We start from the raw sequence: 15,128 nt of genomic DNA on the forward strand, positions 1-15,128 counted from the left end.
CCGTGGGCTGGCGGCTCGCCCTGCGCCCGTATCTGCTGATCGTCCCGGCGCTCCTGCTGACCTGCGGAATCCTCTATCCCTTCGGACTCGGGCTGTACTACACGCTGTTCGACTTCTCGGCGAGCAAACCGCAGCCGGACATGGTGCGGTTCGAGAACTACGCGACCGTCTTCACCCAGGAGGCGTTCTGGAACTCGGCCTGGGTGACGGTGCTGTACGCGGTCGGTGCCGCCGCCGTCGAGACCGTGCTCGGGGTCGCCGTCGCGCTGCTGCTGCACCGGTCGTCGCTGGTCGGCCGGATCCTGGAGAAGATCCTGATCCTGCCGTTGATGATCGCCCCGGTGATCGCGGCGATCATGTGGAAGCTGATGCTGCAGCCGTCGGTCGGGGTCGTCAACCATCTGCTGAAGCCGTTCGGGCTCGGCGGGGTGCAGTGGACGGACACGCCGACCGGTGCGCTGCTGTCGTCGATCGCGGTCGACGTGTGGGTCTACACCCCGTTCGTGGCGATCCTCGCGCTGGCGGGGCTGCGGTCGCTGCCCACCTCCCCCTTCGAGGCGGCGGCGGTCGACGGGGCGGGCTGGTGGTACACCTTCCGGCGGCTGACCCTGCCCATGCTGTGGCCGTATGTGCTGGTCGCGGTGATCTTCCGGTTCATGGACTCGCTGAAGGTGTTCGACATCATCTACGCCCTCACCGAGGGCGGGCCCGGCGACTCCACGGTCGTCCTGCAGATCCGGGCGTACCTGGAGGCGATCCGCTTCCAGCGCTACTCCTTCGGGATCAGCTACACGATCGTGCTGTGGGCCGTGGTGTACCTGGCGGCGATGGTGCTGGTGCGGCATCTGGGACGGATCCAGCGGCGGGCCGCGGAGGTGGTCAAGTGAGGGTCAGGAAACGTCTGTCGGGCGCGCTGGCCGATGCCGCGCTCATCCTCTACTTCGTCTTCGCGCTGTTCCCGATCGCCTGGATGGTGATCCTCTCCCTGAAACCGACCAACCAGCTCTTCAGCACGTACTTCTCCTTCTCTCCGACGCTCGACGGGTATCGCGCGGTGCTGGGCGGCAGCGAGGGCGTCCCGTTCGTGCGGTTCTTCGTCAACAGCCTGGTGGTGTCCGTGGGCGCGGTGGCGCTGTCGCTGGTGGTCGGGCTGCCGGCGGCGTACGCGTCGGCGCGCTGGCGGTTCAAGGGCTCCGACAACCTGATGTTCACGCTGCTGTCGTTCCGGTTCGCGCCCGAACTCACGGTGATCATCCCGTTGTTCGTGCTGTACCAGAAGCTCGGGCTGTTCGACACGTACGTCGGCATGGTGTGGGTGCTGCAACTCGTCACCCTGCCGCTGATCGTGTGGATCATGCGGTCGTACTTCGCCGATCTGACACCGGAGTTGGAGCAGGCGGCCCTGCTGGACGGCTACTCGCGCAAGCAGGCGTTCTTCAAGGTCGCCCTGCCGCTGGTGAAGCCCGGTATCGCGGCCGTGTCGCTGCTGGCCTTCATCTTCGCCTGGAACAACTTCGTCTTCCCGCTCATCCTCACCTCCAACGAGGCCCAGACCGTGACCGTGGGCGCGCTGTCCTTCCTCGGCGGCGACCGGCCCAAGTACAACCTCACGGCCGCCGCCGCGCTGGTGTCCGTCGTACCGCCGCTGCTGCTGGCGCTGACGATCCAGCGGTATCTGGTGCGGGGGCTGTCGTTCGGGGCGGTGAAGTCATGAGCGTCGCGCTGCGGGGCGTCCGGAAGACCTACGGGCGGACCGTCGCCCTCGACGGACTCGAACTGGAGGTCCCGGAGGGCGAGTTCTTCTGCCTGCTCGGGCCGTCGGGGGCCGGCAAGACCACCACCCTGAAGACCGTCGCCGGCCTGGAGCGGCCCGACGCCGGCACGGTCGAGATCGACGGCCGGGACATGAGCGCCGTCGAGCCCTACGACCGTGGCGTCGCCATGTGCTTCGAGAGCTACGCCCTCTATCCGCACCGCTCGGCCTACGACAACCTCGCCTCGCCGCTCCGCTCGCCCCGGCACCGCCTGCCCGCCGCCGAGGCCCGCGAACGCGTCGGCGCCATCGCCGAACTCCTCGGCATCAGCGCCCTGTTGGACCGCCCGGTCGGCCGGCTCTCCAACGGCCAGCGTCAACGGGTCGCCCTCGGCCGGGTCCTGGTCCGTCCTGCGAGCGCCTTCCTCCTCGACGAGCCGCTCTCCCACCTGGACGCCAAGCTGCGCCAGCAGATGCGGGCCGAGCTGAAGGCGATCGGGGCGGCGCGGCGCACCACGACCCTGTACGTCACCCACGACTCGGTGGAGGCGCTGGCCCTCGGCGACCGGATCGGGGTGATCCGGGACGGCCGGATCGTGCAGACCGGCACCCGGGAGGAGATCTGGTACCGGCCCTGCGACACGGAGGTCGCGCGGGCCTTCGGTCGGCCCCGGATCAACCTGCTGCCGGGGACCGTCGCGCCCGGCGGGGGTTTCCGCTCGGCGGACGGCCGGGTCGAGGTGCCGCTGCCCGCGCCGGTGCGGGAGAACACCGAGGTCCTGATCGGCGTACGGCCCCGGGACCTCGCGCTCGACGGCCGGGGCCACGAACTCACCGGCACCGTCTACGTCACCGAGGTCCTCGGCCGGGCCGTCGAGGTGACCGTCCGCCTCGGCGAGCACTACGTGTCGCTCGTCGCCCCGAGGGCGGCGGCGGCCGGACTGCGTCCCGACGATCCGGTACGGCTGACGGTCCGGCCTGAGAACCTGCTGCTGTTCGAGGCCGACCGGCCGGAGCGCCCAGGACGACGGATCGGGAAGAGCGCGCGATGAGCCACAGCAACAACAGCGCACAGCAGGGACCCGCGGCCCGCCAGGCCGCCATGGGGGAACAGGTACTGGCCGAGGGGTCGGCGACCGCCGCGGAACTCGCCGAGCGCTACGGGGTGAGCCTGATGACCATCCACCGCGATCTCGACGAACTCGAACGTCAGGGAGTGGTACGGAAGTTCCGGGGCGGGGTGACCGCGCAGCCGTCCGGGGTGTTCGAGTCGAACGTGCAGTACCGGCTGAAGACCATGCGGCCCGAGAAGGCCGCCCTGGCCGAGCGGGCGCTGAAGCTCGTCGAGCCCGGTATGGCGATCATGCTCGACGACTCCACCTCCGCCCTGGAGATAGCCCGCGGGCTCCGGCTCGCCGAGGTCACCCCCCTCACGGTCGTCACCAACTTCCTGGAGGCGATCAACCTGCTCTCCGACCAGCGGGGCATCCACCTCATGGCCCTCGGCGGCGACTACGACCCGCTGCACTCCTCGTTCCTCGGGGTGTCCTGCGTGGAGGCCGTGCAGTCGCTGCGGGTGGACGTCTGTTTCGCGTCGACGTCGGCGGTGCACGGGGGTCACGCGTACCACCAGGAGCAGCACATCGTGTCCGTGAAGCGGGCGATGCTCGACTCGGCCGCCCGCAACGTCCTGCTGATCGACCACACGAAGCTCAGCCGGGTCGCCCTGCACCGGGTCGTCCCGCTGTCCCGCTTCGATCTGGTCCTGGTCGACGACGGGGCGTCCGCGGACGCGCTGCGTGACCTGGACGAGCACAAGGTCCACTACGAGGTGTGCGCGACGAAGGGCGGCGGTGATGACCGAGCTGGAGCTACGTGAGCTGCGCAAGACCTACCGTGCGCGGGGCCGGCCGGCGGTGGACGCGGTGTGCGGCATCGACCTCGCGCTCCGCTCGGGTGAACTCCTTGGGCTGCTCGGCCCGTCGGGCTGCGGCAAGTCCACCACCCTGCGGATGATCGCCGGGCTGGAGACGGTGACCGGAGGGGACATCCTGGTGAATGGCGCGTCGCTGGTCGGCAGGCCCGCCGGGCGGCGCAATGTCGGGGTGGCGTTCGAGAACTACGCGCTGTATCCGCCGCTGACGGTCGCGGAGAACCTCGGGTTCGGGCTCAGAGCGCGCGGCAGGGCCACCCGGGGGGACGTCGACCGCAGGGTGCGGGACATCGCCGAGCGGGTCGGCCTCACCGGCATCCTCGACGCCCGCCCGGCGGGCCTGTCCAGCGGCCAGAAACAACGCGTGTCCCTGGCCCGCGCCCTGATCCGCGAACCGGACGTCCTGCTCCTCGACGAGCCGTTGTCCCACCTCGACGCCGCCCAGCGCGACACCACGCGCCGCGAGCTCAAGCGCATCCAACGGGACCTCGGGCATACGACGATCCTGGTCACGCACGACCAGGAGGAGGCCCTCTCGCTCGCCGACCGGATCGCCGTGATGAAGGACGGTGTCATCCAGCAGCTCGGCACGCCGTACGAGATCTACGACAGCCCCGCCAACGTCTTCGTCGCGGACTTCGTCGGCGAACCCCCGATCAACCTGTTCCCCGGGACCGTCACGGCCGACGGCCACGCCCGTCTGTCGGACTCCGTGCGGCTCGCGCTGCCGGTGCCGGTCGCGGCGGGACGCGAGGTGGTGGTGGGGATCCGCCCGGAGGACCTCGCGCTCACCCCGGACGGCCTGCCCGCCCGGGTCCGCGCCCACGAACCCCTCCTGGAGTCGGGCATCGCGACCCTCACCCTCGACGGTGTCGAGCGGCCCCTCGTCGTCCTCACCGATCCGGACGTACGCCTCGCCCCCGACGAGTCGGTCCGCGTCACCGCCGACCCGAACCTCATCCATGTCTTCGACGCCGAGACGGGAGACACCCTCGGATGAGCCGGACACTGCAAGTCGTGGCCGCGGGCGACCACTTCGTCCTGCCGGGTCTGATCGCGCGGGCGGTGGCCGACGAGGTCGGCGAACACCCCGTGAACGTCAGCGAGTTGAGGCTCGGCTGGCCCCTGGAACCGTTCGGCCCGGTGGCGGAGGTGACGGAGGCGAGCGACGCCGAGGACGAGCTGATCGAGGCGCTGGCCGGGGCGGAGGTACTGGTCACCCAGATGGGGCCGGTCACCGAACGGGTCCTGGCGGCCGCACCGGACCTGCGCCTGGTCGTCGTCTGCCGGGGCGGGCCGGTGAACGTGAACCTCGACGCGGCGAAGGCGCACGACGTACGGGTGTGCTTCGCGCCGGGCCGCAACGCCGCCGCCACCGCCGAGTTCACCGTCGGCCTGCTCCTCGCGGCCCTGCGCCGGGTCCCGCAGGCCCACGATCTGCTGGCCCGGCAGGGGAGCTGGGCGGGCGCGACGTACTACACGTACGAGCACAGCGGCCTGGAGCTGGAGGACCTGCCGGTCGGACTGGTCGGCTACGGGGCGGTCGGCAGCCGGGTCGCCCGGGTGCTGTGCGCCTTCGGCGCGCGGGTGATGGTGTACGACCCCTACGTGCAGGGCGAGATCCACGGGCTGCGGGTGACCTCGCTCGACGATCTCCTCACCCGTTCCCGGGTGATCACCCTGCACGCCCGTCTCACCCCCGAGACGCGGGGTCTGCTGGGCGCCCGTGAGCTGGCGCTGCTGCCGAGCGGCGCGGTCGTGGTGAACGTGGCGCGCGGCCCGCTGCTTGACGAGGACGCGCTGTGCGACGCGCTGGAGAGCGGGCGGCTGTCGGCGGCCGCGCTTGACACGTACGCGCGGGAGCCGCTGCCGGGCGACTCGCGGCTGCGGGCTCTCGCCGACCGTGTGGTGCTGACCCCGCACCTGGGCGGGGCGAGCCGGGCGGTGGCCGAGAAGGCCGCCCGGATCGCGGCCGAAGAGGTGGGCCGCTGGGTGCGCGGCGAGCCGCTGGCGCACTGCCTGACCTGATATCCGGGACGACTGTGGAGGAGGCGCCGGCATGTATGTCGGTATCGATGTGGGCACGTCCATGGTGAAGGCCGCCGCCTTCGACGACACCGGCCGCCAACTGGCCGTCGAGGCCCGCCCGGTCGGCCTGGACCTGCACGGCGGCCGTGTCGAGCAGGACATGGACGAGGTGTACGGGGCGGTCGTCGCCGTCCTCGGCGAGCTGACCGCCCGGGTGCCGGAGCCGGTCGAGCTGGCCGGGCTGACCGGGCAGGGCGACGGGGTGTGGCTGGTCGACGCGGCGGGCCGGCCGGTGCGGTCGGCGGCGTCCTGGATGGACGGACGGGCGCACGAACTGCTCGACCAGTGGCTGGCCGACGGGACCTTCGAGACGGTGTTCCGGCGCACCGGAGGCGCCATGTTCCCGGGCTGTCCGGGCCCGCTGCTGGCCTGGCTGGACCAGCACGAGCCGAAGTCCCTCGACTCCGCCGCCGCGGCCGTGTACTGCAAGGACATGGTCTTTCAGCGGCTGACCGGGGCGGCTCGGGCCGTGACGGACGTGTCGGACGCGTCGATGCCGTTCCTCGACCCGCGCACCCGCTCGTACGACAACCGGGTCGTGGAGCTGCTGGGCCTGACGCACCGCCGCCGGCTGCTGGCGCCGGTCAGTGATCCGGTCGCGACGGCCGAGACGCGCGGCGAGGGGCTCCCGCCGGGCACCCGGATCGCCAACGGGCCGTACGACCTGCCGGCCTGTGCGCTGGGCGCCGGAGTCACCGCGCCCGGGGACGGTCTGCTCATCGTCGGCACCTGTCTGGCCGCGCTGGTCGCCACCACCGACCTGGACCTGACCGGTGAACCGGCCGGCCTGTACATCTCCACCGACCGTCCCGGCCACCGGCTGCGCGCGATGCCCGCGATGGTGGGCACGGCCGCGCTGGACTGGGTCCTGTCGACGACCGGGGTGCGGCACGAGGACGTGGACGGGCTGCTGGCCGACACCCCGCCCGGGGCGCACGGGGTGCGGGTGCTGCCGTACTTCGCGCCCTCCGGCGAACGGGCGCCCTTCGTGGATCCGCATCTGCGGGCCGAGCTCACCGGTGTCTGTCTGGAGTCGACGCGCGGCGACCTGGTCCGGGCGACCTGCGAGGGTATCGGCTACGCGGCCCGCCACTGCCTGGCGGCGGCCGGTCTGACGGGTTCGCTCGCGGTGTGCGGCGGCGGCACCCGCAGCCCCGCCTGGATGCGGCTGCTGGCGGATGTCCTCGGCCGTCCGCTGCGGGTCGTCGAGGGCGAGGTCGGCGCGCGGGGCGCGGTACTCGCGGCGGCCGAGCGTCACGGGGTGGCGCTGGACGCGGCGGCGTGGACCCGGCCGACGGAGGTCGTCGAGCCGGACCCGGTCCGGGCCGCGTACTACACGAAGGGCTACGAGGAGCATCTGGCCCGGCTGGCGGAGGCCCGGGGCCGGATGCGCACGTGAACGACCCGACTTCCTGCCGACGGACTTCCGACGGACTTCCGGCGGGGTGGCGGAACCGGCGATTTCGGGGACGCGTTCGCCGAGTACGCGCTGTACTACGGGCTGGGGGTCGACGCGGTGGTGACCGACTTCCCGGACCTGGCGGTGATCGCGAGGAGGACGTGATGGGGACGCGCACACTGGACTGCCCGACCTGCCGCACCATGCAGGAGTTCCGGCTTCTCACCGACGAGGAGAAGGCCGCGATCCGTGCGGAGAAGGGGGACCGTCACCATGTGGACAACCTCTGGCGGTGCACCGCCAAGGGCTGTCTGACGTACTACCGCCACATGAACAAGAGCGACCGCGGCAGCCTCCCCGACAGGTTCGGCGAGGAGGCTGCCGCGGCCGGGCAGTGACCCCTACAGGTTGCTGAAGTCCGGGCCCTTGGTGCGGGTGCGCTTGATCTCGTAGAAGCCGGGGACCGAGGCGACGGCGAGGGTGCCGTCCCACAGGCGCAGGGCCGCGTCGCCCTGAGGGGTCGGGGTGACGACCGGGCCGAAGAACGCGATCTCCTCGCCGTCGGGGCCGGGGACCGCGATGACCGGGGTGCCGACCTCCTGGCCGACCTTCTCGATGCCCTCCTTGTGGGAGGCGCGCAGCTGGGCGTCGAACTCGAAGTCCTTCTGGTCGGCGTACTCGATCAGGTCGGCGGGCAGGCCGACATCGTCGAGGGCGGCCGCTATCGCCTCGACGGTCGGGCCCTCGCCGCCGTTGTGGATGCGGGTGCCGAGGGCGGTGTAGAGCGGGCCGACGACCTCCTGGCCGTGCTTCTGCCAGGCCGCGGTCACCACCCGGATCGGCTTCCACGCCTTGGTCGCGAGCATCTCCCGGTACTCCTCGGGCAGTTCGTCGATCCGGTCCTCGTTCAGCACGGCGAGGCTCATCACGTGCCAGCGGATCTCGATGTCCCGGGCCTTCTCCACTTCAAGCACCCAGCGCGAGGTCATCCAGGCCCAGGGGCACAGCGGGTCGAACCAGAAGTCGACGGGGGTCTTGGCGGAGGCAGCAGTCTCGGACATGGGTCTCCTCGGAGTGCGGGGCTCGCTATGGCGTGATGGCTGACCTCAACCTGGAACACCGGCCGGGCCCCACCCCATTCCCGGCTGCCACGGGTCGAAGGCACATGGCAGGATCAGCCCCGGTCCACATACTGAAACACACCCGAGGGAGTGCGATCCGTGCCCGGTGAGAACCTGTCCCGCGACGAGGCCCGGGAGCGGGCCGCCCTGCTGTCCGTCGACGGATACGACGTGTCCCTCGACATCCGTACGGCGGTCGGTGACGAGACGGGGAACGGCCCGCGGACCTTCCGCTCGGTCACCACGATCCGCTTCCGGTGCGGCGAGCCGGGCGCCTCCAGCTTCGCGGACCTGATCGCGCCGGATGTGACCGCCGTCTCCCTGAACGGCAAGGACCTCGACCCGAGCGAGGTCTTCGACGGCTCCCGGATCCTCCTGGAGGACCTCGCCGCCGACAACGAGCTGGTCGTCGACGCCCGGTGCGCCTACTCCCGCACCGGTGAGGGCCTGCACCGGTTCGTGGACCCCGAGGACGGCGAGGTCTACCTCTACACGCAGTACGAGCCGGCCGACTCCCGCCGGGTCTTCGCGAACTTCGAGCAGCCGGACCTGAAGGCCCCGTTCCGTTTCGAGGTGCGGGCGCCCGAGGGGTGGACGGTGTGGGGCAACGGTGTCGGTGAACTCGCCGACGGGGTCTGGCGGTTCGCTCAGACCAAGCCGATCTCGACGTACATCACCTGCGTGGTGGCGGGCCCGTACCACTATGTGACGGACACCTACGAGCGCGTCCTCGATGACGGCAGCCGGCTGGAGATCCCCCTCGGCGCACTGTGCCGCAAGGGCCTGGCCCCCCACTTCGACGCCGACGACGTGTTCCTGGTGACCAAGCAGGGCCTGGACTTCTTCCACGACCACGTCGACTACCCGTACCCCTTCGGGAAGTACGACCAGGCGTTCGTGCCCGAGTACAACCTGGGCGCGATGGAGAACCCCGGTCTGGTGACCTTCCGGGAGGAGTTCATCTTCCGGGGCAAGGTGACGCGGGCGTCCTACGAGGGCCGCGCGAACGTGATCCTGCACGAGATGGCGCACATGTGGTTCGGCGACCTGGTCACCATGGAGTGGTGGGACGACCTGTGGCTCAAGGAGTCCTTCGCCGACTTCATGGGCGCCTTCGCCCTGGTCGGCTCGACCCGCTTCGAGGACGGCTGGATCACCTTCGCCAACCGCCGCAAAGCCTGGGCCTACCGCGCCGACCAGCTGCCGTCCACGCATCCGATCACAGCCGACATCCGCGACCTCCAGGACGCCAAGCTGAACTTCGACGGCATCACGTACGCGAAAGGTGCCAGCGTGCTGAAGCAGCTGGTGGCGTACGTCGGCCAGGACGCGTTCCTGGAGGGCGCGCGGCGCTACTTCAAGCGGCACGCGTACGGCAACACCAGGCTCGGCGATCTGCTGTCGGTCCTCGAGGAGACCAGCGGCCGGGACATGGGCGCGTGGTCGCGGGCGTGGCTGCAGACGGCGGGCGTCAACTCGCTCACCCCGCAGGTGTTGTTGAGCCCCGAGGGACGGGTCGACGAGCTGGCGGTGGTGCAGGAGGCCGCCGAGTCGCACCCCGAGCTGCGCCCGCACCGGGTGGCGGTGGGCCTGTACCGGCGGTCCGCGTCCGGCGCGCTGGAGCGGTACGCCCGTGCCGAGGCGGACGTCGACGGCCCGCGTACGGTCGTGTCCGAGCTGGCCGGCGCCGAGGCCCCCGAGCTGGTGCTGGTCAACGACGACGACCTCACCTACTGCAAGATCCGCTTCGACTCGACCTCGCTGGAGACCCTGAAGGCGTACCTGGGTGACCTCACCGATCCGCTCGCCCGGGCCCTGTGCTGGTCCGCGCTGTGGAACATGACCAGGGACGCGCTGCTGCCGGCGCGGGACTTCGTGGACCTGGTGCTGCGGTTCGGGGGGCGCGAGTCCGACATCGGCGTGCTGCAGATGCTGCACGCGTGGGCCGAGTCGGCGATCGTCCACTACGCGGCTCCCGGGTGGCGTGCGCGGGGCGCCGCGCTGCTCGCCGAGGGCGCCGAGCGGGAGCTGTCCCGTGCCGAGCCGGGCAGCGAGCACCAGCTGGCGTGGGCGCGGTTCTTCGCGCGTACCGCCGAGGGGCGCGGCGGCTTCGACCTGCTGCGGGGTCTGCTGGACGGCACGTCGGTGATCGCGGGGCTGGAGGTCGACCAGGAGCTGCGGTGGGCGTTCCTGGAGCCGCTCGCGGCCCGCGGCGTCGCCGACGAGAGCGCGCTGGCCGCCGAACTGGCCCGTGACGACACGGCGTCCGGCAGGCGTCACCAGGTCCGCTGCCTCGCCGCCCGCCCCTCGGCGGCGGTCAAGGCGCAGGCGTGGGCGCAGGTGGTGGAGTCCGACGCCCTGTCGAACGCGCTGGTGGAGGCCACGATCGCGGGCTTCGACCGGCCCTCGCAGCGGGAGCTGCTCGCGCCGTACGCGGAGAAGTACTTCGGTGTGATCGAGCGGGTGTGGCGGGAGCGGTCGATCCAGATCGCGATGCACGTGGTCCAGGGCCTGTTCCCCTCCCTCCAGGACTCGCAGGAGACGCTGGACGCGACGGACGCCTGGCTCGCGGCGCACGAGGAGGCAGCGCCCGCCCTGCGCCGGCTGGTGCTGGAGGCACGGGACGACCTGGCACGGGCGTTGCGGGGACAGGCGTGCGACGCGGAGGCGGCGGCCGCGAGCCGGCCGTAGCCTTGGCCAAAACCTAAGCCTGCCGTCACCGTTACGGAATTCAGCCAATAGACGCCGTAACCCCTGGGACGCAACCGAACGGACCAGGGGTTTTCTACGCCTACTCGGCATCCGAACATGCGTCCTTTAGTGCGGCCTTGTCCGTATTTGTCGACGAACATGTAACAGCGGTTAAAAGCCGGTCGGATGGCGGGAACCTGCCGGTCATGAACCACAACACCCCGGTCCCCCCGCTCTCCCCACGCCCCCTCCGGCACCTCGCCGAGGCGCACCGCCGGGTGCTGACGGCCGCCCATCTCCGCTCGCACGGCGTCTCGTCCGCGGAGACGAGCGAGCGGTGCCGTCCCGGCGGCCCCTGGCAGCAGATCCTCCCGGGGGTCTTCCTGCTCCACCCCGGTCCGCCGAGCAGCGAGGAGCGGCTGCACGCGGTGCTGTCGTACGCGGCCCGGGAGCAGACGACCGGGGTCCCGGCGCAGCCCGGCGCGGGCGCCCCGTACCGCCCGATGTACGCGGACGCGATGATCACCGGCCTGGCGGCGCTCACCCTGCACGGCTTCGGCTCGACCCCGCCGCTGCCCTCCCTGGACCGGATCGACGTCCTGGTCCCCCGGCTGCGCCGGCTGCGCTCGACGGGCTGCGCGCGGATCGTCCGCACGGGGGCGCTCCCCACGCCCGAGCCGGTGACGGGCCTGCCGGTCGCCCCGGTCCCGCGCGCCCTGGCCGACGCGGTGGCCGAACTGGCGGACGCGGGTGCCGTACGCCACCTGCTGACCGAGGCGGTACGCGGCCGGCACTGCGAACCGGCGTCGGTGGTACGGGCGTTGAACGACGCCAAGCTGCTGAGCCGCCCGCACGTGGTGGACGCGGTGGACTCCCTCCTCGCGGAGGGCCGGGCGATCGCCGAGGAGCGGCTGTACCGGATGGTCGACGAGTACGGTCTGCCCGACCCGGTGTGGAACGTGGACCTGCGCCTCCCCGGCGGCCCGAACCTGGGCGGCCTGGACGCGTACTGGCCGGAGCAGGCGGTCGCGGTCGAACTCGACACCCGAGCCCCCCGCCAGGACCGCGGGCAGGACAACGGGCAGGACAAGGCCGACGCACAGTGCTCCGAATACACCCGCAAGCGCGAGCACCTGGAGCGGCTCGGCATCACGGTCGTCCACATCACCCCGAAGAAGCTCCGGGACACGATGGAACAGCAGGCGGCGGTGGTCCGTACGGCCCTCATGGCGGCCGGCGACCGCGATCCCGCCGCGTATGTCGTGGTGCTGCCCCGGCAATGACGGCCCGGGGCGGGGCCAGGAGGGGGGCGGAGGGGCCCGCGCGGGATCGCGTGATCCGGCGGGCCCCTCCGCATGTCGCGGTCCTGCTACCACCTGCGGAGAACGGGCTTCACGGCCTACGGACGTCAGCTCGTACGGTCATGTCCTCCCCCTTCTCGAACCGCTCACCGTTGAGCGTGGCTGGTTTCAGCCCTTCTTCAGTACCAGCTCCGTGTTCCGGTCCTGCGCGTCGCCGCCGAGGTTCATGTTGGCGCCGGGCGCGTTGAAGGACAGCTCGCGGTAGAGGGCCGCCAGGCCGGTCTGGGAGAGGTCGGAGAAGTCCGTGCGGTGCGGGGCCGAGGACTCGACGCAGGTGGTGAAGATCGAGAGCGTGCCGTCCTTGTTGTCCGCCAGCTCGATGACCCGGGCCAGCTGGGGGTAGTCGACGTGGGAGGCGGTGGAGATCTCCCAGAAGGAGCGGCCGTTGGATGCCGAGTGCGGGGTGATGTCGTTGCGGTGGATATGACCGTTCACCCAGGCCAGGACGTTGGCGTGGCGGCCGAGGAGGGAGATGACCTCCTGGCCGTTGTGCCGCCGCTCGCCGGGGCGGGCCGGGTCGGTGCGGGTGTTGGTCATCGTCTTGCTGGTGTGGTGGCTGAAGAGGACCGCGTACGAGTCCTTGTTCTCCCGCAGGGTCATCTCCAGCCATCTCAGCTGGGCCGTCCCGATGGACCCCTCGTAGTGGCCGCCCGCGTCGGTGGTGTCGAGGCTGATGCCGATGACGTCGTCGGCGATCCGGAAGCTGTAGTACTGGGTGCCCGCGTCGAGGTTGGCGGTGGAGTAGCCGTGGCCGACCGGGCCCAGACCGCGGTGGGCCGGGTCGAGGTGGGCCTTGAGGTACTCGGTGGGGGTGAAGGGGGCGCGGCTCTCGTCGGGCGTGACCGAGCGCATGTCGCGGGAGTGGGCCTTGAGGAAGTCGCGGAACGCGGTCCCCTTGGGGTCCCTGGCGTTCTTGATGGCGTCCTGGAGCTTGCTCGCCTCGGACGCGGACACGCTCATCAGCTTCCTGCCGCCGACCGCGTACTCGGCGAGCCAGGAGTCACCGTGGCCGTAGCAGCCGAGCGGCATGGAGTCGTGGTTGCCGACCGTGGAGTACCAGGGCAGGTTGAGGCCCGGGCTGTTCAACTCCCGCAGGGCGGCGGTCAGATAGCCCTGGAGCTGCGGGAAGCCGAGCTGCTTGTCGGTGTCGCGCACGGTGGAGTCGGGCTGCCAGTACTGCTTGAGGCCGCTGTTCTGCACGCCCTCGTAGTGGCGCGGGTCGCCGGAGTTGGCGGTGATCCGGCCGCCGCTCATGATCGTCAGGAACCAGTCGAGCTCGGTTCCGGCGTTGTTGTCGGTGTTGTCGCCGGTGGTCATGGCGAAGTGCAGCGGGGAGCCGGTGACTGGCGCGCCCCGCAGCGCGTTGATCCGCTCCACGAGCGAGATGGCGCCGGGCACGGTGAGCGCCTCGTGCGGTCGCCAGGCGTGCGCGTCTGTGGAGCGCAGGTACTCCAGCCGCATCGGGTGCTGAACGTCGATCAGGTGGAGGTCGGTGATCTGCACGAAGGAGGCCAGCGCGGTACGGCGGCCGGCGCGGCCGGACTTGGGCGCCGCGAGTTCGCCGCGGACCGTGCGGCTCCAGCCGGGGCCGTCGCCGAGGCGGCGGTAGCCGGAGCTGGTGCGCGGGGCGGCGACCGAGGAGAGGGTGGTGCCGCGGGTGTAGGGGGCCAGGGGTGCGGCCGGGGCCTTGCGCGACTGGGCCACGGGCGCCTGGGCGGCTGCGGTGTCCGCGGCGGGGGCGGCCTGGCTGTCGGTGGGCCGCAGGGCGTAGCCGACGCCCGCGGAGAGGGTGACCGCCGCGGTGGCGGCGAGGACGGTACGGCGATTGGTCCCCAGTGCGGGACCGGCGACAGAGCGTATGCGCGACATGGCGCGATCTCCCCGAGTGCGAACGCGTCGGCAGTGGTCGCGGGCGGTCGCTGTCGCGAACATCCCGCTCACTACCGATCGTTGGCACCGGGTGTGACCTGCGCGTGAACGAGACAGCAACGCGCAGCGCCGATCGCCGTACGTGGATCTTGGACTACCCGGCGCGTCCTCGACTGCTCTCCGGACGGCCCGGGGACGGCTACTCCGTGTTCATCTTTCCGGGTAGGGGAGCTGTTTCCGGAGGGGGTTCGACGGGAGCGGGTCCGACCGGTGACGGTTCGACCGGTGCCGGTTCGACCGGTGCCGGTTCGACCGGTGCCGGTTCGACCGGTGCCGGCGCGAGGTGCCCGGCGGCCGGCCGTTCCCGCCACAGCCGCAGCCCGAGGTCGACCATGCTCACCAGGTTCAGGCCCGGCACGGCGTCCAGGTCGTGCCAGGCGGCCATGTCGGTGGAGCCGCCGATCTCGTACCGGAGCTCGCCACCGGTGATCCGGCCCTCGTAGACGAGCCGTACCCCGTGGTGGTCGACATCGCTCCCGAAACGGCCGGGGAGGACGTGGTGACTGGAGTGCACACCGAGCAGGCCGGTGACCTCGATGCGGTACCCGGTCTCCTCGGCCACCTCCCGCACGACCGTGTCATGGGGATCCTCGCCGTGCTCCATCCCCCCGCCGGGCAGAACCCACTCGGGCGGGCCGCCGTCGGGCGCCGGGGACCGGGAGAGCAGGAGCTGTCCGTCACGCACGCATATGGCGTAGGCCGCCACCCGCAGCTTCTTCCGCACCTACGGACGTTATCCCGAACCGGGGCGCCACTTGGGCGACTTGCCCCATTCGGGGCTCATCTCCGCATAGCGCATAGGGGGTTTTCCCCATGTGCCCATATCGTTTCGGTCAACTCTCCCTAAACATCC

Annotated in this window: 12 protein-coding genes and 1 pseudogene; 10 read left to right on the forward strand and 3 right to left on the reverse strand. The window is 71.3% G+C overall.

Features of this window, described 5'->3' with window-relative positions; all coding sequences use genetic code 11:
- The first annotated feature begins 2 nt into the window (after positions 1 to 2).
- From AB0H86_RS14460 to AB0H86_RS14495, 8 genes are all read left to right on the forward strand, one after another.
- Positions 3 to 887 (forward strand): sugar ABC transporter permease, encoded by an 885-nt coding sequence (locus tag AB0H86_RS14460; protein WP_362437083.1) that lies wholly within the window; start codon positions 3 to 5, stop codon positions 885 to 887.
- A complete protein-coding gene (locus AB0H86_RS14465) occupies positions 884 to 1,714 on the forward strand; it encodes a carbohydrate ABC transporter permease (protein ID WP_362437085.1) in 831 nt (276 codons plus the stop codon). Before AB0H86_RS14460 ends, AB0H86_RS14465 begins: the two co-directional genes overlap by 4 nt.
- Positions 1,711 to 2,805 (forward strand): ABC transporter ATP-binding protein, encoded by a 1,095-nt coding sequence (locus tag AB0H86_RS14470; protein WP_362437087.1) that lies wholly within the window; start codon positions 1,711 to 1,713, stop codon positions 2,803 to 2,805. The genes AB0H86_RS14465 and AB0H86_RS14470 overlap by 4 nt, the downstream gene beginning before the upstream one ends.
- Positions 2,802 to 3,632, forward strand: coding sequence for a DeoR/GlpR family DNA-binding transcription regulator (locus AB0H86_RS14475; protein ID WP_362437089.1), 831 nt, complete (start codon positions 2,802 to 2,804; stop codon positions 3,630 to 3,632). Before AB0H86_RS14470 ends, AB0H86_RS14475 begins: the two co-directional genes overlap by 4 nt.
- A complete protein-coding gene (locus tag AB0H86_RS14480; protein ID WP_362437091.1) occupies positions 3,610 to 4,686 on the forward strand; it encodes an ABC transporter ATP-binding protein in 1,077 nt (358 codons plus the stop codon). The genes AB0H86_RS14475 and AB0H86_RS14480 overlap by 23 nt, the downstream gene beginning before the upstream one ends.
- A complete protein-coding gene (locus AB0H86_RS14485) occupies positions 4,683 to 5,714 on the forward strand; it encodes a 2-hydroxyacid dehydrogenase (protein WP_362437093.1) in 1,032 nt (343 codons plus the stop codon). The genes AB0H86_RS14480 and AB0H86_RS14485 overlap by 4 nt, the downstream gene beginning before the upstream one ends.
- A 31-nt stretch (positions 5,715 to 5,745) precedes the next feature.
- A complete protein-coding gene (locus tag AB0H86_RS14490) occupies positions 5,746 to 7,173 on the forward strand; it encodes an FGGY-family carbohydrate kinase (RefSeq protein WP_362437095.1) in 1,428 nt (475 codons plus the stop codon).
- 164 nt (positions 7,174 to 7,337) lie between these two features.
- A complete protein-coding gene (locus tag AB0H86_RS14495; RefSeq protein ID WP_362437097.1) occupies positions 7,338 to 7,571 on the forward strand; it encodes a hypothetical protein in 234 nt (77 codons plus the stop codon).
- A gap of 3 nt (positions 7,572 to 7,574) precedes the next feature.
- On the opposite strand, the gene AB0H86_RS14500 is transcribed toward AB0H86_RS14495, so the two are convergent.
- Positions 7,575 to 8,234 carry a DsbA family protein gene (locus tag AB0H86_RS14500; protein ID WP_362437099.1) on the reverse strand — a complete coding sequence of 220 codons (660 nt, stop codon included), beginning with the start codon at positions 8,232 to 8,234 and terminating at the stop codon, positions 7,575 to 7,577.
- 159 nt (positions 8,235 to 8,393) lie between these two features.
- On the opposite strand from AB0H86_RS14500, the gene pepN reads away from it, so the two are divergent.
- The gene (pepN, locus tag AB0H86_RS14505; RefSeq protein WP_362437101.1) at positions 8,394 to 10,985 is read left to right on the forward strand and encodes an aminopeptidase N; all 2,592 of its coding nucleotides are present in this window, start codon (positions 8,394 to 8,396) and stop codon (positions 10,983 to 10,985) included.
- Positions 10,986 to 11,191: 206 nt separating this feature from the next.
- Complete coding sequence (locus AB0H86_RS14510) at positions 11,192 to 12,268, forward strand: hypothetical protein (RefSeq protein WP_362437103.1); 1,077 nt, start codon at positions 11,192 to 11,194, stop codon at positions 12,266 to 12,268.
- Positions 12,269 to 12,454: 186 nt separating this feature from the next.
- Here AB0H86_RS14510 and AB0H86_RS14515 read toward each other — a convergent pair whose 3' ends face one another.
- Together AB0H86_RS14515 and AB0H86_RS14520 are read right to left on the reverse strand one after the other, a co-directional pair.
- Complete coding sequence (locus AB0H86_RS14515) at positions 12,455 to 14,215, reverse strand: TIGR03767 family metallophosphoesterase (protein ID WP_362437105.1); 1,761 nt, start codon at positions 14,213 to 14,215, stop codon at positions 12,455 to 12,457.
- Between the two features lie 340 nt (positions 14,216 to 14,555).
- Positions 14,556 to 14,999 (reverse strand): annotated as a pseudogene (locus tag AB0H86_RS14520) (NUDIX hydrolase); the annotation flags it as partial.
- Positions 15,000 to 15,128 lie beyond the last annotated feature (129 nt).

This window comes from Streptomyces sp. NPDC050997 (assembly GCF_040660135.1).
Classification (GTDB): domain Bacteria; phylum Actinomycetota; class Actinomycetes; order Streptomycetales; family Streptomycetaceae; genus Streptomyces.